The organism is Deltaproteobacteria bacterium (assembly GCA_020848905.1).
In the GTDB taxonomy this organism is placed as follows: Bacteria; Myxococcota_A; Polyangia.
Window position 1 is genome coordinate 34,939 of record JADLHG010000030.1, and the last position, 19,039, is coordinate 53,977.

Annotated in this window: 23 protein-coding genes and 1 tRNA gene; 13 read left to right on the forward strand and 11 right to left on the reverse strand. The window is 69.7% G+C overall.

Annotated elements, in window-relative coordinates; genetic code table 11:
- Positions 1–6: 6 nt before the first annotated feature.
- The 6 genes from IT371_11860 to IT371_11885 all read right to left on the reverse strand — a co-directional run bounded on the left by IT371_11860 (position 7) and on the right by IT371_11885 (position 5,657).
- Positions 7–1,362 (reverse strand): efflux RND transporter periplasmic adaptor subunit, encoded by a 1,356-nt coding sequence (locus tag IT371_11860; protein MCC6748348.1) that lies wholly within the window; start codon positions 1,360–1,362, stop codon positions 7–9.
- Positions 1,359–2,510: a TolC family protein gene (locus IT371_11865; GenBank protein MCC6748349.1), complete on the reverse strand. Its 1,152-nt coding sequence runs from the start codon at positions 2,508–2,510 to the stop codon at positions 1,359–1,361. The genes IT371_11860 and IT371_11865 overlap by 4 nt, the downstream gene beginning before the upstream one ends.
- A 243-nt stretch (positions 2,511–2,753) precedes the next feature.
- Positions 2,754–3,080, reverse strand: coding sequence for a hypothetical protein (locus IT371_11870; GenBank protein ID MCC6748350.1), 327 nt, complete (start codon positions 3,078–3,080; stop codon positions 2,754–2,756).
- The gene (locus tag IT371_11875; GenBank protein MCC6748351.1) at positions 3,077–3,481 is read right to left on the reverse strand and encodes a helix-turn-helix transcriptional regulator; all 405 of its coding nucleotides are present in this window, start codon (positions 3,479–3,481) and stop codon (positions 3,077–3,079) included. Before IT371_11875 ends, IT371_11870 begins: the two co-directional genes overlap by 4 nt.
- Before the next feature lie 561 nt (positions 3,482–4,042).
- The gene (locus IT371_11880; protein ID MCC6748352.1) at positions 4,043–4,381 is read right to left on the reverse strand and encodes a thermonuclease family protein; all 339 of its coding nucleotides are present in this window, start codon (positions 4,379–4,381) and stop codon (positions 4,043–4,045) included.
- Positions 4,382–4,517: 136 nt separating this feature from the next.
- A complete protein-coding gene (locus IT371_11885) occupies positions 4,518–5,657 on the reverse strand; it encodes a hypothetical protein (GenBank protein ID MCC6748353.1) in 1,140 nt (379 codons plus the stop codon).
- Positions 5,658–5,789: 132 nt separating this feature from the next.
- On the opposite strand from IT371_11885, the gene IT371_11890 reads away from it, so the two are divergent.
- Complete coding sequence (locus tag IT371_11890; GenBank protein ID MCC6748354.1) at positions 5,790–6,116, forward strand: helix-turn-helix transcriptional regulator; 327 nt, start codon at positions 5,790–5,792, stop codon at positions 6,114–6,116.
- Positions 6,117–6,376: 260 nt separating this feature from the next.
- Positions 6,377–6,449, forward strand: a tRNA-Phe gene (locus IT371_11895).
- 65 nt (positions 6,450–6,514) lie between these two features.
- Here the strand turns inward: IT371_11895 and IT371_11900 are convergent.
- Positions 6,515–6,916: a type II toxin-antitoxin system HicB family antitoxin gene (locus IT371_11900; GenBank protein ID MCC6748355.1), complete on the reverse strand. Its 402-nt coding sequence runs from the start codon at positions 6,914–6,916 to the stop codon at positions 6,515–6,517.
- Positions 6,913–7,119 (reverse strand): type II toxin-antitoxin system HicA family toxin, encoded by a 207-nt coding sequence (locus IT371_11905; protein ID MCC6748356.1) that lies wholly within the window; start codon positions 7,117–7,119, stop codon positions 6,913–6,915. The genes IT371_11900 and IT371_11905 overlap by 4 nt, the downstream gene beginning before the upstream one ends.
- Before the next feature lie 300 nt (positions 7,120–7,419).
- Between IT371_11905 and IT371_11910 the strand changes: the two genes are divergently transcribed.
- The gene (locus IT371_11910) at positions 7,420–7,842 is read left to right on the forward strand and encodes a hypothetical protein (GenBank protein MCC6748357.1); all 423 of its coding nucleotides are present in this window, start codon (positions 7,420–7,422) and stop codon (positions 7,840–7,842) included.
- A 121-nt stretch (positions 7,843–7,963) separates the two neighbouring features.
- On the opposite strand, the gene IT371_11915 is transcribed toward IT371_11910, so the two are convergent.
- Positions 7,964–8,377 (reverse strand): hypothetical protein, encoded by a 414-nt coding sequence (locus IT371_11915; protein MCC6748358.1) that lies wholly within the window; start codon positions 8,375–8,377, stop codon positions 7,964–7,966.
- A 117-nt stretch (positions 8,378–8,494) separates the two neighbouring features.
- Between IT371_11915 and IT371_11920 the strand changes: the two genes are divergently transcribed.
- Positions 8,495–9,328 carry a hypothetical protein gene (locus tag IT371_11920; protein ID MCC6748359.1) on the forward strand — a complete coding sequence of 278 codons (834 nt, stop codon included), beginning with the start codon at positions 8,495–8,497 and terminating at the stop codon, positions 9,326–9,328.
- A gap of 7 nt (positions 9,329–9,335) precedes the next feature.
- Here the strand turns inward: IT371_11920 and IT371_11925 are convergent, their stop codons facing one another.
- Positions 9,336–9,656, reverse strand: coding sequence for a hypothetical protein (locus tag IT371_11925; protein ID MCC6748360.1), 321 nt, complete (start codon positions 9,654–9,656; stop codon positions 9,336–9,338).
- Between the two features lie 279 nt (positions 9,657–9,935).
- Here IT371_11925 and IT371_11930 point away from each other — a divergent pair, with 279 nt between their 5' ends.
- From IT371_11930 to IT371_11945, 4 genes are all read left to right on the forward strand, one after another.
- The gene (locus IT371_11930) at positions 9,936–10,496 is read left to right on the forward strand and encodes a hypothetical protein (GenBank protein MCC6748361.1); all 561 of its coding nucleotides are present in this window, start codon (positions 9,936–9,938) and stop codon (positions 10,494–10,496) included.
- Positions 10,497–10,702: 206 nt separating this feature from the next.
- Entirely contained in the window at positions 10,703–11,281 is a 579-nt protein-coding gene (locus IT371_11935; GenBank protein MCC6748362.1) for a hypothetical protein, read from the forward strand.
- Positions 11,282–11,312: 31 nt separating this feature from the next.
- Positions 11,313–12,038 (forward strand): SDR family oxidoreductase, encoded by a 726-nt coding sequence (locus tag IT371_11940; protein ID MCC6748363.1) that lies wholly within the window; start codon positions 11,313–11,315, stop codon positions 12,036–12,038.
- A gap of 150 nt (positions 12,039–12,188) precedes the next feature.
- A complete protein-coding gene (locus tag IT371_11945; protein ID MCC6748364.1) occupies positions 12,189–12,974 on the forward strand; it encodes a hypothetical protein in 786 nt (261 codons plus the stop codon).
- 41 nt (positions 12,975–13,015) lie between these two features.
- Here the strand turns inward: IT371_11945 and IT371_11950 are convergent, their stop codons facing one another.
- Positions 13,016–13,318 carry a phosphate starvation-inducible protein PsiF gene (locus tag IT371_11950; GenBank protein MCC6748365.1) on the reverse strand — a complete coding sequence of 101 codons (303 nt, stop codon included), beginning with the start codon at positions 13,316–13,318 and terminating at the stop codon, positions 13,016–13,018.
- A gap of 170 nt (positions 13,319–13,488) precedes the next feature.
- Between IT371_11950 and IT371_11955 the strand changes: the two genes are divergently transcribed.
- The 5 genes from IT371_11955 to IT371_11975 all read left to right on the forward strand — a co-directional run bounded on the left by IT371_11955 (position 13,489) and on the right by IT371_11975 (position 19,025).
- Entirely contained in the window at positions 13,489–14,394 is a 906-nt protein-coding gene (locus tag IT371_11955) for a hypothetical protein (GenBank protein ID MCC6748366.1), read from the forward strand.
- On the forward strand, positions 14,357–15,313 hold the full coding sequence (locus tag IT371_11960; protein MCC6748367.1) for a radical SAM protein: 957 nt from the start codon (positions 14,357–14,359) through the stop codon (positions 15,311–15,313). Before IT371_11955 ends, IT371_11960 begins: the two co-directional genes overlap by 38 nt.
- Positions 15,314–15,526: 213 nt before the next feature.
- A complete protein-coding gene (locus tag IT371_11965; protein ID MCC6748368.1) occupies positions 15,527–16,198 on the forward strand; it encodes a sigma-70 family RNA polymerase sigma factor in 672 nt (223 codons plus the stop codon).
- Positions 16,195–17,325, forward strand: a complete 1,131-nt coding sequence (locus IT371_11970; GenBank protein ID MCC6748369.1) for a hypothetical protein — start codon at positions 16,195–16,197, stop codon at positions 17,323–17,325. Before IT371_11965 ends, IT371_11970 begins: the two co-directional genes overlap by 4 nt.
- A complete protein-coding gene (locus IT371_11975; protein ID MCC6748370.1) occupies positions 17,322–19,025 on the forward strand; it encodes a hypothetical protein in 1,704 nt (567 codons plus the stop codon). Before IT371_11970 ends, IT371_11975 begins: the two co-directional genes overlap by 4 nt.
- Positions 19,026–19,039 lie beyond the last annotated feature (14 nt).

Consider the following 19,039-nt stretch of genomic DNA (forward strand, 5'->3'; position numbering starts at 1 on the left):
CCCCTTTCAATCCGCGCAGCCCGCGCCCATCTTCGAGCGCAGCACGTCGGACTTCATGAGGAAGGCGCCGTCACCAACGACCTCCTGACCCGCGGAGAGGCCCTTGCGTATCTCGACCAGGCCGGCCCAGGTCCGCCCCGGTGTGATCGGGCGCCGCACGTAGTAGTCGCCGTGATGGTGAATGAAGACGAACGACCGGCCCTCGTCCTCGAGCACCGCCTCCTTGGGGACAGTAAGCGCCTCGTCGTTCCCCGGGAGGAAGAGCTTGACCGTGGCGAACATGCCGGCGAGCAGCCGTCGGTCCGGGTTCTTCACCTCCACCCGGACCTTCACGGTCCGCGACGCCTCGTCCATCGCGGGGCTCAGGAAGTCAACCGTCCCGGCAAACTCCTCTTTCGGGTAGGCCTTGACCGCGACCGCCGCGGCGAGCTTCTGTTTGGCCTGGGCCTCGGTCACGGTGGCGATGTCGCGCTCGTAGAGGTTGGCCCAGACCCAGACCCTGGCGTTGTCGCCGACCGTCACCAGGGACTCCTGGGTCTTGGCGATCTCGCCCGGCACAGCGTGCAGGATGAGGACCGAGCCGTCGACCGGGGCGCGGAGCACGAGCCGCCCGCGGGCGCTCGACTGGGTAAGCCCGCTCGCCGCGCCGCTGCCCATACCGAGGCGGGTGAGCTTGCCGAGCGCGCCCTCCAGCCGGATCTTGGCCGCCTCGAGCTCCTGTCGCGCCTGGAGGTACTCCTTCTCGGAGGCGATGTTCTCCTTGCGCAGCGCGGCCACCCGCTCGTAGTTCCGTCGCGCGAGCTCCCGCGTCGCCTGCGCCTCGAGGAACGAGGCTTGGGCCTCGCCGACCGCCACGCTCTGGAGCTCGATCATCGGCTGGCCTTTCTTGACGAGGTCGCCGAGTCGGACGAACGCGGCCTTCACGATCCCCTCCGTCTGCGTGCTGACGTGGGCGACGCGCCGCTCGTCGAAGCGCACCTCTCCGCTCAGGGTTACCGGCGCGGCCACTCGCTGCCGGGCCGCCTTGGCGATCTTGATCAGGCCGCCGTCGAGCAGGCTCCGCGGCGCCCGGACGACGCCGATCTCGTAGCGGCACTCGCCGCACTCGAAGGTCTTCTTCTTGTGCTCGCAGGTTGCCGCGAAGAGCTCCGCCACCGGGCGATCGAGATCGGAGGGTCTTTTGGCCTCCTTGCCGTCGTCGTGTCCGCCGTGCCCGTGACCGTCTGACTCATTGGCCTTCGGGCTGGCCTTGGCTTCCGACTTCGGCGAGGTTGACTCGGAGGTGCGTTGGCTGCCCTTGTTGCAGGACCACGCCCCACCGAGGGCGATGACGACGATGCCAGCGATTCGATGGCTTCTCATGGCAGCTCCTTCCCGACGATCGCCCGCAGGCGGCTGCAATCGATCTGGGCCTGGGCGAGGGTCCCGAGGTACGACCGGCGGGCGTCGAGCAAGGTGCGCCGCGCGTCGATGACCTCGAGCAGGCTCGCCTCTCCGAGGAGGTACATTCTCTCCACCGTGGCCGCCGACTTTTCGGAGGGAGGCAGCACGGCGTTCTTGAAGCGGGCAGCGAGGCGCGATCCGGAGCGACAGGCCGCCTCCGCCTCGACGACCGAGGATTCGAGCTCGAGCCTCGCGGCCGCGAGCTGCCGCTGACCCACGGCGAGCCGGGCTTTGGCCTGGGCGATCTTCCCCGAGTTCCAGTTCCAGATCGGGAGCTCGATTGACAGGCCCGCGCCGTAAACGCGCCGGTCCAGCTCGTGGTTGGTGAAGCCTGAGATCGTGACGGGCGGCACCCGCGCGAGCTTCTCGGTCCGGAGCTCGGCCTCGAGCCCGCGAACCTTGGCCTGGGCCACTGAGAGAAGCGGGTGGCGCTTCCGGGTCCAGGCCCGCACCGTCCCCAGGTCCAGCGGCGGCGGAATGCCGTTCCACTCCGCTCTGACGGTGATCCGCCTTCCCGTCGGGGCACCCAACCACACCGAGAGCTGTGCCTGCCGCGCCTCGAGCGAGATGCGTGCCGCCTCGAGCTCGCCGCTGACTTTCTCCCGCTCCACCTCGACGCGAGGCAGCTCGATGGGTCGGGCCTCGCCCTTCGTGACCCTGATCCCCACCGCGCGCGCGAAACCCGCTGTTTGCGTCGCGAGCGCCACGAGCGCGTCCACGCGGGCCTGGTCGTAGGCCAAGTTCCAGAAGAGCGAGCCGAGTTGGAGCAGGACCTCCCGACGGACCGCCTTGGCCTCGGCCGCAGCCATATGCAGCTCGGCCTCGGCGGCGTCGATCCGAGAGCGCCGCTGCGCGATCCAGCCGAGCGGGATGTTCAGGGCCAGGCCCCACTCGACCATCGAGTCGCTGCCAGCGCGAGCGCGGCCGTGCCCGATGCTGGCCTCGAGCGTCGGATTGGGTGCGGCGCCAGCGGCCCGAACGCCTCCGCGTCCGGCGGCGATCTGTGACTGTCCAACCGCGAGCCGAGGGTGCTGGTCGACTAGGCGAACGATGTCCGCCCAGGTCACGGTTACCGCGATCGGGTCCCGACCTGGCGTCCTCGGCGGTGGTTGCCCGCCGGCGGCCGAGCCAATTCCGGTTGAGAGCAAGAGCACGAAAGGCCAGCCCCGCCTCCGTCGAGAGCGGGGGGAACGAGACACGATGATCGACATCGCCTGATCTCCCGCAGCAGCGCCCCCGAGGGCGCGTGAACGTCTCCGGCCGGTCACCCCGCTGGAGTGACCGGCGCTCTTGTCACCTGATGGAGACGGTCAGGAGCGCGGGGGGTGGAAGACGCGGAAGTAGACGTCCTCGGGATGGGCCGACTCGAGCGCCGCGACCTTGAAGCGCGCCGTGCCCGGAGAGCCTCTGACCGCGCCGGCCACGGCGAGAGCTGGCGCGGTGCTGTGGCCTGGACAGCAGGCGCAGGGGCAAGCCGGGCCGCAGGGGTGGCCGCTGTCACTGGAGTCGGGGCACGACGACCCGGCGTGGCTCGCCTCGTCGGCGCTCGTCGCGAGCAGGCTCTCCCCCACCGCCGGAGATACTACCCCGACGACGACCCAGAGGAGAACCAATCTCGCGATGGAGCGGGAGATCATGCTGGCTGCCCCCTGGCCGAGACATGACCCGCACAGTCGTCGATGAGCCTGGCGACGAAGCGTTCGTGCAGCGAGTAGTGGACGAGCTTGCCCTCCGACCGAGAGCGGACCAGACGGAGGTTCCGCAGCTGCTGGAGCTGGTGCGAGGTCGCCGAGACGGACAGACCAACCACCTCGGAGATCTCGCAGACACATAACTCACCAGCGGCGAGAGCCCGGATCACCTTCAAGCGCGACGGGTGACCAAGCACCTTGAACGTTTCGGCAACGAGCCGCGCTTGCTCATCGGGGAGGAGCGATTCGCGGCTACGCTGGACACGCGCCTCGTCAAGAGAGAAGACACTGCACTTCTCGCGCAACTCAGCTCCCTCGACGGGGCCCGATGGCGGTACGGGGATCATCCGACTTTGCTTCCCTCTCGTCGTTACGCCACTTGAACAAGTATAGGAATGACGGTGGAGCTGTCAACCAGCGCGTCGGACATGTGTTCTCAGCTCCGAGGCTCTTGGTCGGGCGGATCTTCGGCTAGCAGGACGAGCCTCAGTCGGTCTACATGCGTCTGCTAGCCCTGGTCAGTGCTCCTTCGGTCCGTTGCCGCTGCCGCCCGGGCTGAGAAGCTTGACCCCTCGGTGGCGTGCTTCAACCAGCGCGAGTCCTTGGTTGCGATGGTCTTGGTCCTGGTGTCGTAGACCCCGACCACCTTCCGGTCGCGCAACACCTTCACGTTCACGCCCGCATCGAATCCACTGGCTTTGCCGGTGCCGGCGGCACGCGGAACATGCCTTGTGCCGCGTCTTGATGGTCTCCTCCTTCGTCGGGAAGGTCGCCGTGCAGTGCTTGCAGTCGTACCCCTTGCAGCCTCGTCGATGGAAGACCCTGCTCTTCGTGTTGCCGTGGAACTGCCCTGACGCGACCGGCGACTTCGTCTTCGCCTGCGTTTGGCGGTCGGCCCCGCTGTGCCGCTATTGCCACCGCGGCGCCGGGGTCGCGTCAGCCCAGAGCCCGCGTTTCGCCGTGTGCGCTTCCTGCTCCAGAGCGGCGAGGGCTTTGTCCTTGTTGTACTGGCGGTAGTGCCCGGCCAGCCCCGCCTTCAGCAGCTCGCGGTTGAGGCTCTTGCCGCCAACGTTGACCCAGGCCACGGTCCGCCCGTACTTGTCCTTCGTGGCCACCCTGACAGTGACGAGCTTGCCGAAGACCATCCCCGAGGTGAACTGCTTGGCCCTGGCGCCGAATGGCTGCGCCTTCTCTGGGCAGTCAACGGCCTGGAGCCGGATCTTGATGGGGACCTTCTCGCGGAGCACGGTGATCGTGTCGCCGTCGGCGACGCCGATTACTCGTGCTTGCCACTCTTCCGTTGCTGCGGCCGATCTGCTGGACAACACGAGAGCCAGGAGCACCAGCCCTTGTGCAGGTCGCCTCCTCTGCATCACCGGCACCTCAGTCCCCCCAGTTCTGCTTCCTCTCGGCTGGTGGCTTTGGCTCGGGCTTCGGCTCGGGCTTGGACTCGACCTTGGGCTCGGGTGTCGGTGATGGCGTCACCGCGGCCTCGGACCGCTTCGCTTCCGGCCTTCCCTTCACCCGAGGCACGGGCCTCGCCTCCGCACTGACCTTGGCCGATGGTGGTGATGCCGCCGACTGGCGTGTCGCTGCGGCTGACTTCTCGCACAGCCCGCGCTTACAACACTCCTTGCTGATGGACTCGCTGAAGTAGGTACACTCCTGCCGCATCGCGCTTGCCGTGATAACCCCCGCGCAAAGCCTCGCGCACTTGCGCTGCTGTACCTTCGCCGGTTCGCAGGCCGGCCGCAGGTCATCGAGCCCCAGCGTCGCCAAGCACCCGGTCATGTACTGCTTTGCCCTGTCCGGGTCCGACTTCAGGGTCTGCGGGTCGGTCAACACGTCCACCCCGTCGAGGATGCAGTCCCAGGCTTTCGTGGAGCCCTTCCGCGCCACGAGCTTGCGCGCCATGCTCATCTCTTCCAGGAACTCCTCGCCGCCGGGGACAACGTACTCGGCGCGGATCAACGGCACCGTGATCTGCCATCCCGCCTGCGACGTGTACGTGTGGTTGCCGACCACCTTGCCGGCGACGCGGATGAGCTTCTTCTCAACGAACGGAGTCGTGCTCCCATAGGCAACGATGACCTGGTCGTCCCAGAGGCCGTAGCCTTTGTTGCTAGTGTTCAGTTGTATCTGCGTTTGGCCACCGTCCTCCTTGATGGTTAGGATCTGCCCCCGCATCCAGACGACCTGACCAGCGTACCTGTCGGCGCTCTTCTTCAGATGGGCGTAGGTGATGGACTGGTCGCGCTTCGCGATGTACTCGACGAGCCCCCCGATGGAGGCGGGTTTCGCTGGCGCTAGAGGCCGCGCAGGGGGGACGGCAGGCATCGGAGCGGGCGCCGAAGCCGCGGGCGCCTGGGGATCAGTTGCGGCCTTCTTTCCGTCGCAGCCCCACAGTAGCGCGCCGAGCCCGATGAAGCCGCCTCCAACGACGACGAGGAGTGATGGCTTCGTGACGGGTCGGCGAACGTCTGAACGCGGCGTCCGCGCCGCAGACCGATGCTTGGACTCCATGCCCCCCTCCTTTGGCGCGCCCCGCGTCAAGTGGCCCTGACGAGCTTCTGAGGCGTCTGACGTCGACCTCATCGTAATGCAACCTATTGGGTTCTACAACCTAATGGGTTTCAATGACTAGCCTTCCTCCCGATGGTGAAACGGGGCCGACGAGGCTACGACCGGCTCCGGGCGCTTGCCCGGCGGTGGTTCGCGGAGAATATCCGTGCCGAACGCCATCGCCTTGAGCTCACCCAGGAAGAGGCCGCGGAACTCGTGGGGTTCTCGCTCCAGTACCTGCAACGCATTGAACGCCAGACCGTCAACGTTCCGCTCGACACCATCGCGCGGTTCGCTTATGCCTACGAAGTGGATCCCTGCAACCTCCTGCGGACTGTTGCCACGCCCGTTCAGGGGAGGGTCCGATCCCGTCGCGGCCAGCGTCAGGCAAGCTCCGGTGGTCGCCGCCGGAGTTCCTGAAGGCCATCTGACCGGGCTGCGCCCGCCCGCCCCGAGGGCCAGGGCCGCCTTCTGCGTGGGTGCACGCCCTGTCCGAATGGTGGGAGTTTGAGCCGTGAAGCCGTTCGTCTGCGATGCTTTGCTGTTGACCAAGCTGGGTCGCCTTGCTACACAAGGAGCGCTCAGCAACCGTGGCGTAAACGCCAATGATTCTGGCAGCGAGATCCACGAGAGCGCGCAGAATCTCCTGATAGTATAGGGCGTTAGTAGTTTGTGTATTTGCCCAGGTAGCTCAGTCGGTAGAGCAAGGGACTGAAAATCCCTGTGTCGGCGGTTCGACTCCGTCCCTGGGCACATGGCGCCTCGGTCGCGAAAGTGGCCGGGGCGCTTCACTTTCTGCCGTCGGAGCCGGCCGGAAGCTACTCCCCGAGGACCTGATGAACCCGCTGATGGGAAAGGCCGAGGAGCCGGCCGGCGTCCCGCGTGCTGATTTTCGCCCGCCGGAGGGCCCGTGCCGCGGAGCTGACTTGCGCCTGGGCTTGCTCCTCGAGGGCCACGGCCTTCCGCCGCAGAGCCGCCGCGCGCCGGAGCTCGAGCTCGAGGTCTCGGGGGAGCTTCACCACGTCCACGAGCTCGGCCGACTCCGCACCCTCCACGCAGAGCGAGAGGGCCTCCCGGACACGCCGCCGGGCCTCGTCGAGGCTCCGCCCTTGGGTGTGACAGCCCCGAAGGCCCCGGACCGAGGCTACCCACCAGCCGTCCTCGTCGCGCGCATACTGCACCGTGAACTTCCGAGGTTGCTTCATCGCTGGTCGCTTCATCGCTTGCCCATCCATCGCTTGCCCAAACAGGGCTCGAGGTCGCGTTCAATCTGCCGCAGCAAGCCCTTGCCAAGGTCCTCGCCCGCGTGAACGGGCACCGTGCTGTAGCACTTGCCGCAACGAACGCGAACGTGAGAGCCGGCCTGCCGCTCCTCCACGCATCCCAGGGACCGCAGGAGCTTGAGCAGGTTCTTCCCCGTCACTGCTCTAGCCTAGCAGGACGTGGCTAGGCCCGTCTACCAGACTAGACGGATGATCACCCCTTGGAGTTGAGCTCCTCGAGCGCCTTGGCGGTCGGCCGGCCGAGCGCGGCGGTTTCTCCCTCCTCAGGGTTGCGCGCGGCGGTGAGGGCGCCCGTAGACGCGATCCACCCTGCGGACGGTGGTCACGTTCTTGCAACAAGAGTTGGAGAGAACCGGCCGCCGGCCACAGCGGGCGCCACTCGAGCGCGCGGGACCGCACGCAGGCGCTGTCTGCCGAAAGGTGGCGAGTTGAGAAGGATCATGATGAAGAGAGAGCGCCCGTCGAAGCTCGTCGTGAGCTTGTTCCTCGCCAGCCTCCTTTCCGTCTCGGCAGTTCGCGCGGCGTGGGCGGAGCTCATTCTCGTGCAAGGGGTGAACGTGAAGTTCAAGGCCCGCAAGGTGGGCCAGACCTGCGCGGATGGTTCGTGCAGCTTCACCACGGGGCGCAACAGCCCCTACGGCGACGCCTACAAGGGGACAGCCAGAGCCGGCGAATGGTTCGAGCTCGTCGGTAAGGCCGGAGGCTTCGGCGTGGGCGAGCGGGTCCAGCTTCCGGGCCGCCCCATCACGGAGACCTCGATCACGAACATCTTCTCCGGTGGCGGCCGCACCTACGTCGAGACGTCCCGCTATCCGAACCGGTACTACAGCCCCGGCGAGCTCACCAGCCGGCGCCGACGGTAGACACCGCCGACGAGCTCGCCTCCCGTGGCCAGCTGGCCCCGGCCACGCAAGCGACCGGGGCGTTACATTTCGAGGGGTGCTTCAGGGGGCTGCTACAGGCAGGGTGCTACGGACGAGCGGACTAGCGCCACTCCCAGAAGGCGCCGGTGTGGTTGCCCTCTGCGTCGGTCTCGTCCTCGAAGCAGGCCGCCACTCCGTTCAGGCGGGCGTGCTTGGAGCCGGGCTGGGCCTCGAAGTAGATGCAGCCGCGCCACTGCATGCCCTTGCCGCCGGCCATCGGGCGCCCGACGCCGTTGCCCTTCCACGACACCATCTCGCCGTCCTTGAGCATCACGAGCCCCTGCCCCTCGCCCCAGAAATGGTTGCCACGCGGCTCGGCCCAGTAGGTGGCCGTGGTGTTCGCGTCCATACCGAGGAGCTGTCCCTGACTGCGGAAGCTGACCTCCATGCGGGGAGCCCCACCGTTCGGGTTAGGGATCACGCGCTGACCAATGATCTTCCCCTTCTCGTCGCCAAGCTTTTCACCGAGTGCCATGTTCCTTCTCCTCCACGCCACCGCCATTGCGGCCACGAATGAATGTGCCCTCGCGGGCACGTCTTACTGCAATGCGCGGAGCGTAGATCCACCCCCCAGAGCTGGCAAGGCGGAAGCGTGCCCCTGGAAGCGCGCCCCGGCCGTGGCGCGATCAGAAGCCAGCTCGCGGGACCCGCGCAACCAGGCCTGTCCGCCCCGCTACCGCGTAACCATCTGATCGTACGGGCGACCTTCGCTGGCGCGCGAATTGCTCCAACACTCGATGCCGGCCGAATCGCCGTGCGGCCAGCTGTTTGCGCCGGACCGGTGGAAGGGATCTTCGGCAAGCTGGCCCCCCATGCCGACCTACGACGGTCGGTGAAGCGGACCAAGACGGTGGAGGTGGGGGGCGAGACGTACGAGAAGAAGTATCGCGTGCTGGTCCGCGACCCGAACGGGCTTGGCACGAAGGAGCGCAAGAAGGCCGACAACCGCCTCCGCCGGATGATCGGCCGCCTCGACGGCTCGCAGCTCGCCACGCTCGACAGGCTGCTCTCGGGCGGCGCGAGCTCGTCCCGGTCCGACACGACCTTTGCCGCGGCCGACGTGGGTGGCGCGACGATCTTCGACTACCAGGCTCGCCGCCTCGAGGTCGCCGTTGGCGCCTTCGACATCATCGGCGGGGTCATCACCGCGCGAGACCGCAATGGAGGCTCCGTCAGCATCAGCGGCGGCGCGGGGCCCACGATCATGGTCGGTGATGTGGACGGTAACATCTCCGTCGGTGAGATCACCAACGCGACCGGCGTGTCCATCGGCGCCCGGCGCAACGTAAGCGTGACCAACGTCTCGGCTGGCGGAACCATCGTGCAAACCACCATGGTGAATGGACGGCGCGTGACGGGCGTGGAAGCCGGTGAAGTCAACGCACAGGTGGCCGCGCTGCTGCGACAGTTCGGCCTGGGCGACTGAGCGCAGCTTAGCGCGCCTTGCGTGAGCGTCGCACGGGCCCGCCGCCCTCGCTCTCGCCCTCGCCCTCGGCCCCGCGCTCGGGCAGCTGCGCCACGAGCTTCTTCGGCGCCTGCGCGCGAGAGCTCTCGTCGATCCATTCCTTGAGCAGCTCGACGGGAGGAGCCTCTCCGGCCGCGAACTGCGCCGTGACCCATCCGCTCCGCCCGAGGCCATAGCCGGTGGGGGAGGCGGAGGGCCGCATCAACGCCACTGCGTTCGACCGGGGCAAGCCGAAGGCTCGAAGCTCCACGAGCGCTCGATCGGACGCGTTCTTCGTGCGGCGAACCATCGCTTCTCTACCGTCGCAGCGTACGTCCGCCGGCCGCGCCCGACAATCCTCGCCTGGCGCCTTGTCCTCGCGCTGAAACGGAGGTGCCGGCGCCCCGAGGGCATTCGCCCGCGCCTCCTCGGCTCGCCGGCTCGGGCCACCGTCGTCGCCACCCTCGAGACGCCGCGGCAGAACCAAAGGCGTTGCGTTCTCCGTACGTAGCGCCGCCGCAGCGGGTCGAGAGCCGGGCACGCATCGTGCAGACCCGGGTGCGTCACGCATCCCCGGAGCCCCCACGTCATGCGCGAGCATCGATCGGTCGTCCTGTGCGCCATCGCCGTATGCACCTTGGCGTGGAACTCCGCGGCCACCGCCGCGAACCCCACGCCGTGGCAGACCCGCGCCGCGAAGCGCCTCGAGCGAGCCACGCGCGTTCCCGTGCTCGGGCGCCTCGTACTTCCCGTGGCGGCCCGCCTCGGAGTCGCGGGATTGCGCGCCGCCGACCCGGCCGTCGAGACGGCCTACGTCGCCGGGCGCGAGCGGGACTGGAAGAGCTTCTCCCGGAGGACGTCGCGCGGATTCGCTCACCTCGTGAACGGCGTGGTCCTCATGACGGTGCTGAGCTCGTTCATTCCGTTCAACTGGACGAGCGGCCCCGCCGAGCTCGCGCGCGTGCTCACGGGGCTGGTCGGACTCTCCGCCGGCGCGGCACTCGCCATCGAAGCGCGCGCGCACCTCTTGTCGGCAAGAGCCGGAAACACCGCCGCGGTCGTCGAGGCGCTGCGCCTGCCGCGCCTTGATGCGGCCGCGCATCGCGTCCACGACGTCCTCGCCCGCGGGAAGCTCCTGCCGGTCGAGTGAGGTCAGTCCGCCGGCGAGAGCAGCCCCCGGCGGGGTCGGGCGTCCCCCGGCAGCCGGCCATGGCACCGGCCACAGCGCGCTCCGAGCCGGCGGGCGCACGCCCAAGCCGTTCGAATTGCACTGCCTTTGTTCGGGTCCGGGCCTGACCTGCCTGGCACACGCGATGCAGTGATGAAGGATCGCATTCGCACCGAAGGAGTCTGACCATGCGCCATCGTGGATCGTTCGTCGTGTGGGCCGCGCTGCTGGGCGCCCTCGGAACGCCCTCGGCAGCCGTCGCCGCCGACCGCGTCCCCTGGCAGACCCGCGCCGCCGCGCGCCTCGAGAAGGCCACCGCGGTGCCCATCCTGGGTCGCATCGTGCTTCCCCTTGCTGCCCGGCTGAGCGTGGCGGGGCTGCGCGCCGCGGACCCGGCCGTGAACGAGGCCTACCGTACCCGCTCGCGCAACGTCGTCCGCGCCGTCAAGGACCTGGAGAATCCCTTTGGCTACTACGGTATGATCCACGCCATCAACGTCGGCTTCGCCGGCGCGGCCCTCTTCGGCATGGCGCTCCTCCGCCCCCTTCTCGAGCTCGCACCGGTGCAGAACGTCGCCTACTGGGCCGCCCCTTTCGTCGTCGGAGGCGGGCTCGCTGCGCTCCTCGAACGCCACGTTCGCGGCATCGGTGAGAAGGCGGGCAACGCCGCCGCGCTCAAGAAGGCGGGCCAATTGCCCCAGCTCGCGGCAGCGAGGACACAAGCCACCGATCTCGTCCGGCGAGCGCGTCTGCTCTTGAACGATTGACCGCGCTCGGCAAACCTCGCAGGGTAAACAGATGCAACAGCCTCGAGAAGCGCCGGCGCGCATCGCCCTCATCACCGGCGCCAGCCGCGGCATCGGTCGCGCCTGCGCCCTGCGCCTGGCCCGCGCGGGGTTCTCGATTCGCGCCCACGGTCGCGACCGCGTGGCCCTCGAGGAGACCGCACGGCTCCTGCGCGCGGCGGGGGGCGAGGTCGCCTTGCATGCGTCCGACCTGCGCACCGCGGGCGCCCTGGACGCGCTCGTCGCGTGGGCCACCGAGGCTGGTCGCCTCGACGTGGTGGTGCAGAACGCCGGCTATCTCGCGCGAAGCCCGGTCCTCGAGGCGAAGTTCTCCGAATGGGACGCGGTGCTGGAGGTGGACCTGCGCCTGCCGATGCAGCTCACGGCCCTCGCGCTGCCGCACCTGCTCGAGAGCCAGGGGGCGATCGTCTTCCTCGGCTCCGTGGCCGCGCTGCAGGGGCTGCCCAACTCGGCCGCCTACTGCGCCGCCAAGCACGGCCTGCGCGGCTTCGCCTCGGCCCTCTTCGAGGAGGTGCGCGAGCAGGGCGTGCGCGTGGCCTGCATCCACCCCGGCTTCGTGAACACCGAGATGGTCGCCGGGCGCGACGGCCTGGACTACGCGAAGATGATCCAGCCCGAGGACGTCGCCGAGCTCGTCCACACCGCCGTGACGCTCCCGCCGAACGCCTGCGTCGTGGAGCTCACGGTTCGGCCCCAGCGCGCCCCGTACACCGGCTGACCCGACGGACCAAGCCTCCGACGGTGGCGCCATGGCTGGTAGAGCCACCGCGCCCGCCCGCAGATTCGCCGACGACGAGCCCTCCGCGGCGCCTCCGCCACGTGATCACGCGATCTTACCCCTGGCATATCTCGTGCTTGGCCTCAGCGCATGGTCTATCGCACGGCTCGCACCTCCCGGGCTCGCCTCGGGTGGTTGCCAGCGCTGGCCCTCCTGCTCGCCGCCCCCGCGGCGCGGGCCGACCTGCGTGCGGGCCTCGCCGCGCTCTTCGGACGGGACCGGCCGCAGGTCGTGCGCAACCACGAGAAGGGGCTCGAGCTGCAGGACCAGGCCATGGAGGCCTACGCGCGGCAACGCCGCGGTAACGCCGCGTGGCACAGCGAGTGCTTCATCGTCTATCGCAATGGCGTCAAGGCGCTGCCGGATCCAACGGCTCGAGAAAAGGCGAGCCTCACGGTGAAGGTGCCCGGCGCAGGCACGGTCACGATCAAGAACACGCCGCTACGCATGGATCAGGTCTTCGTCGAGCGGCGCGGACGCCAGCTCGTCTGCGTCGAGTATGTCGAGCACAAGGCCATCAAGGTCACGGGGCTCAATGGCGCAGACGAGTACGCCCGGCGCGAAGCGAGCAAGCGCGCGGCCGACCAGTGGTACCGCTTCGAGACGCTTCTCCGGCGAAACAGCGCGGAGGTGGGAATCAAGGTCGACGGGACCTTCATCCCTCTCGTTCGTCAGGGCAACGGCCGGACCGTCTTCTACGCCGTGGGGACCCCCTACGTGGCGTCGCAGGCAGGCGTCGCCCGCCTCGGCCAGGCCGTGCGCGCCTTCTTCTCTCCCACGCGCTCGGCTGGCGCGCGCCCCGAGGAATGGGTCACCTGGGACGGCGACGACGGCCCGCTACACATCTTCGACATGACGCTGGTCAGGACGCGCTAGCGCGAAGGGGGGGCCCGGAAGCGCCCGGGCTCGGGCAGGAGTTACTTCTTCTTCAGGCACTCGCTCATGAACTTCTTGCGCTCGTCCCCCTTCAGCTTCTTCTCGCCCGCTTCCTTGTTGCAGGACTTCATCCGCTCCTGCGGCGTCTGCGGCTCGGCGGGCTTGGCCTTCAGGCACTCGCTCATGAACTTCTTGCGCTCGTCCCCCTTCAGCTTCTTGTCGGTGGCCTCCTTGTTACAGGCCTTCATCTTCTCCTGCTGCGCGTTCGGCTTCTTCTCCGCGGCGCGCACCACCTGCGGCACGAACAGACAGCCCGCCAGCACCAGCATCGCTACTTTCCGCATCTAGTCCTCCTCTGCGTCGGTCGATCGGGGATCCGAGCCCAACCCCTATCGCATCCCAGGACCCCTGTCAAAATCCGGCGTTCCACGGATCTGGCCTCCTTACCCCTTTCCTTTCTCGCGGGTCGGTGCTATTACATTTTTGTTCCATTGTTGACGGTATCGTGTAATACATGCGGGGCCCGGCCATCATACTGGACGTCCTCTCGGTGCTCGACCCGCTCCCCTTGCCGGTGCGAGAGCTGGTCCGCATCACGACCCTCTGCGGGGTCTCGAGCAACGCCACGCGCGTCGCGCTGAGCCGGCTCGTCGCGGCCGGAAAGGTGGAGCACGTCCCCGGCGAGACCTCGCCCGCCTACCGCTTCACCGAGCCGACGCGCGCGCTCAACCGGTACGTGCGCGCCGCGCTCGACGCCCCCGCGGTCCGCCCCTGGACGGGAGAGTGGTGGCAGATCCTGCCCCGCGGCCGCGCGCGCACGGGCGACCCCCGCGCGCCGCGGCTCACCGCCCTCGAGGTGTTCCACTTCGCGCAGCTCCGCCGGGGGCTCTGGATCCGGCCCGCGAACCTGAGCTTCACCGACGCCCAGCTCCAGGAGCGCCTGGCCGACCTGGACGGTCGCTCGGCCGGAGCGCTCCTCGTCTGCCGCTTCGTGAATCGACGTCGCGAACGGGCCCTCGCCCGCCGGCTCTGGCCCCTGCCGCAACAGGCGAAGGCCTGTCGCCAGGCGCTACGGCGCCTCGAGCGCAGCCTCGCCGCGCTGCCCGCACTCTCCCTCGAGGCGGCGCTCCAGGAGAGCTTCGTGGTGGGCGGCGAGGTCATCCGCTTGCTCTTCCGGGACCCGCTCCTGCCCACGGAGCTCTTGCCGGCGAGCTGGCCCGCGGGCGAACTGCGCGCGCTCTTCCATCGCTACTGCGCGAAGGGCTACGAACGCTGGGCCGAGTTCGTGGGTACCGTTCCCGGAGATCGCACGGCCTTGCGCACGCTGCTGCTCGGCGCCGCCGCCCAGTCGCGCGCCGCCGCCCAGTTCCTAGGAGGTGAAGATGCTCTCGGTACGCTACAACGGCCCCTTCCGGCCTGACGCGCGCTACGCCTTCGGCGTGGTGAACGTGACCAATCGCTGTAACCTCGAGTGTCGGCACTGCTTCATCTATCGCGACGGGAACGCGAACGCGGCCCCCGAGGACCCGCGCCGGGAGCCGTCGGACGACGAGCTGCTCGAGACGCTCGCCGCGCTGCGCGACCGGCACGGGATCAAGGTCATGCTCTGGATGGGCGGCGAGCCGATGCTCCGACGCGGACTGATCGAGCGGGGGGTGGCGCTCTTCGACAGCTCGCACGTGATCACGAACGGGACAATTCCCCTGGTCGAGCTCGGACCGCGCGCGCTCTACGTCGTCTCGCTCGACGGGCCGGAGGCGGAGAACGACGCCCTGCGAGGGGACGGCGTCTACCGGCGCGTGCTCAGGAACCTCGGCCGGCTCCCCGAGGAGCTACGCACCCCCGTGCAGGTTCAGTGCACAGTGACCCGCAAGAACCAGCACGCCCTCGCGAAGCTGGTCGCGGCGCTCGAGGAGACGGCCGTGCAGTGGATGACCTTCACCTTCCACGTCCCCGCGGCGAACGACCAGACCGGCTGTGCATGGCCCACGCTCGAGGAGCGGCTCGTGGCCGTGGAGGAGGTCCGCCGCCTGACGCGCGCCCATCCGGGCTTCGTCCGCAACAGCGAGGCCGCGCTCGACCTCATGACCCCCGAGCAGGCCCCCGCCATCACCGCCCGCTGTCCGGCCCGCGCCCACGTCCTCTCCCTCTACCTCGAGGAGCAGGGCCTCACGACGCCGCACGTCTGCTGCTACGGCAACGACGTGGACTGCTCGCGCTGCGGTGCGTGGGTCGTCTTCCAGCTCGCGGCGCTCGAGCGCGCCCGGGCCGAAGGAAAGGGCCCCGCCTCGCGGCTCACGACGTATCAGGCCTTCGTCGGCTCGACCGCCCTCGGCTGAGCCGGCGCGCCACCTCGCGCTTTCCCCATGAATTCCGCGTAACAGCAGGCCTGAGCGGCGACCACGGTCCCGTGCTGCGCGACGGCTTGTCAGATCAGCACCCCCTCGTGCGTCTGACCCCGTGAACCGCGGAGGCCCCGAACGTTGCTTTGCGCCATACCCACCCCGTACGATGCCAGCTGGTCCGCCCCATCCGCGGGACGAGGAAGCCGCGTGTCCCACGCTGCACATGAAGAGCACCTCGAACGACAGGCGCGTCGCCTGCTCGAGGCGTGGGCCTCGGAGGACGTCGTCACGGCGCATCGGGCGCTCGAGACGCTGTACGCCGAGATCCGCGGGGCGGTTCGGCGGACCTGCCACCGGCTCGAGAACTGCCTCCCGCCGCACACGACGGAAGAGGACGTCGCGCAGGAGATCTGGATCAAGCTCCAGCTCGGCCGGGGCCCCACCGACCCCTACGTGCGGGCCTTGCCCGCGCTGCTCGCGTGGGTCATCCAGGTGTCGCGCAACCACCTCATCGACCTGCGCCGACGACGACGCCACCAGGCCGCGCTGGCCCGCGCCGCCGAGGGATCGATCGGCTGGACGGCCACCTTCACCGACCCCCTCGGCACCGAGGAGACAGTCGATCATCGGCTGCGACTCTCCCGGGTGCTCGCGCATTTCAACGCGACCTATCCCCCGGGGGCGCGCTACCTCGAGGCCACGCTGGCCTGGCCCGAGGCCACGCCGCTCGAGCTCGCCGAGAGCCTCGGCACCTCCGTGGAGAACGTCTATCAGATCCGAACGCGCGTCACGCGCCGGGTCGCCACCTTGATCGCGTCGCAGGACGACGACCGCGGGTCGCCCCCGACGGTCCGCCCCCCCCGAAGAGGCACGCCATGACCACACCGTCCTGGATCCCGAGCGCCAAATTGGAGGCCGAGCTTCGACAACGCGCGGGTGAGCTCGCCGGCTCGCCCGGAGAAGCTGCCGCACAGGCGGCGCGCGGACGCGACCTCCTCGAGCTCCTCGGACGGGCCCGCCTCGGCGCGGCCACGGCGTTCGTCGACGAGCTCGTCGCCTCGCACGGCGCGGCGCTGACCGACGTCGTGGAGCCCGCGCTTGCCGCGCTGGACCTGCCCGCGCTGGAGGACGCCGGCCTGACGCTCGCCGAGCGTCTCGCCGAGTTCGACGATGCGGGTTGGGACGAGCCGCCGACGGAGGCGGAGCTCGACGAGCTCGAGCGCACCCTCGAGACACGCGATCGCGTCGCCTTCGTGCTCGAGGGTGCGCGGCTCCTCGCGGGTCGGCCACCCGAGCTAGCCCCCTACGACGAGGCGGCGCTCCTTGCCTTCGACAGCGCGCTGCGCGAACGCCGCCACGGGCTCCTCTGCCTCGGAGCCCGCCGTTCGGAGCATCTCGCGCGGGTAGCTCCCGAGCACCGTGCCGAGCTCTGGTGGTGGAGCACGGGTCTGGACCTGCCGCCCGACGCACTCGAGAGCTTCGCCCTCGTCGCGCGGACCCTGCATCGCTTTCCCGAGACGCGGACGCTGCTCGAACGGCTGGTGCGCGCCGAAGGAGCGCTCGAGGACGCTCTCTCCGGCCAGCTCGCAGCGCACGCTCCCAGCGCAGCCCCTGGGCGCGGCGCACGCGTCGTGTCGCTCGCCGATTACCTTCGCGGACGCGCGCGGCGCCTCGTTGCGCCCCAAACACCCGCCGTGGCCGAGACCGCCGTCGCCGTGGCCTGCGCGGACGAGGAGGTCACGGTGCTCGAGCTTCCGGAGCTCTCGCTGTCGACGACCGACACGCACCTGATCGTCGACTACGCCGAGCAGGAGCCGCTACCCGAAGGGGACGTGCCCACGCTCTGGGCCGAGGAGGTGCCCCCGCTCGCGAGCCGGCCCACCTACGCCGGCCGATTCGAGCTCCCCATGTCGGCGCCGCACTTCGCACGCCCCTCGGCGCGGCTGCGCGTCCCCACGGCGCGCGGCTGGCTCGAGGTGCCCCTGCCCTTCGACGACGACCGATGAGTCTCGCTGGCCCGCGCCTGGCCCAGGCCCTGCTCGGCCTCGGCACGCCCAGCTCCGCCGCGGCCTTGCTCCGCATCCACCCAGGGCACGGCCCGGCGCTGAACCGCCTCCGTGCGCGCGCCGATCGCCTCGCGGCACAGGCCTCGCCGAAGCCGGGCGTCCACGCGCTCGGCGTGGTGGAGCGCGCCGGGATCGCCGTGCCGCTCCGCGCGGACCGCGGCCTTCCCTCGCTCGACGCCGAACGCGCCGCGCTCGCGCTCTGCCGCGAGCTGCTCCGCGAGCCCACGCTCCCGTCGCTCGCGCTCCTCCTCCCCGAGGGCGTCGCGCTGGTCGGGGCGTCCCTCGGCCTGCCGGGTGCGCTGGCTTTCCTCGCGCGCTACGTGGGACGCGAGCCGCGGTGCCCCGTCTTCGCCACCGCCGAGCTCGGGGAGGCCGGCACGCTGCTGCCCGTGGCCGGGGCGCGCGAGAAGCTAGCCGCCGCGCACGCGGAGCTCTGCGGGCGAGACGGACTCGTCCTCGTACACCCCGCGAACGCCTCGGAGGCCCCCGAAGGTCTCGCGGTGCGCGCCGTCTCGACGCTGGCCGAGGCAGCCGCCCTGGTCTTCCCCGACGGCCTCCGCGTGGATCCGAATCTTCGCTCGTTCGACCGGGTGATCGACGACGCGCGGGCCCAGGCGCAGCCCGAGGAGGCCGTGGCCCGACTTCGCGCCTTCGACGCGCGTTCGCTCCCCGCGGCGGACCGTGCGCGCTACCTCTTCGAGCTCGGCATCCAGCTACGACACGCGGGCGACGCCGCCGGTGCCGGGGAGCTGCACCGCAGCAGTCGAGCGCTGCTCGGCGAGGTCGCGAACGTCCTCGGGCCGGTGCAGCTCGAGAACCTCGAGCTCGAGGCGCTCGCCACCGCCATCGATCAGTACGCGTTCGTCTCGCTGGAGCGGGAGCTGCGCGCGCGCCTGGCGGGCCGCTTCGAGCTCACCCACCACCGCGTGCGTTGTCGCGGCATGCTGGCGCAGGTGCTCTCGAGTCTCGGCAGCTACCGCGAAGCGATCGCGCTGCGACACGAGAACCTCCGCGCGCAACAGGAGAGCCTGGCCATGCGCGCGGAGCTCCCCCGGACGCGCTGTCACCTCCTGCGCGACCTCGCTCGCGCCGGGGAGCACGCCGCCGTCGAAGAGCAGGCCGCGCTGCTCCTCGACGACCCGCACGCGGGAGAGCCATACCAGGTGCGTTATAACGACTGGGCGCTGCTCTTTGCGCTCGTGCGCCTCGGCCGATCCGCCGAGGCCCTCGCGTGGGTCCGCGGCGCACGCTCTCCGTTTCGAGCCCCCCCAGGCGCCGCGACGGTCGCGCTCGTCGACGGGACCGACCCTATCACGCACCATCCGGAGGTCAGCACCGCGCGCGTGCTGATCCGCGCCCTGCGCCGCGAAGGAGCTTCCGACCGGGCGGGCGCGCTCGCGGAGCGCCTCACCTCCCACGCCGGACGCCCCCTCGTTACCTGGCTGGCCGAGCTCGGCCGGCTGGAGGGCGCTCTCGGCAGCGACGAGACCGCTTCGGCGCCGCTCGCGATCCACGCGCATCGGCTGCGCGAGGCGTATTCCCCCGCTGCCGCTTTCCACGGCCAGCTCGTCGCGCTCCTCGAGTGTCCGTGTCCACCGGTGCCGGACATCGAAGACGAGATCGACGCCGTCTACTACTGATCGACAGCAGGGCC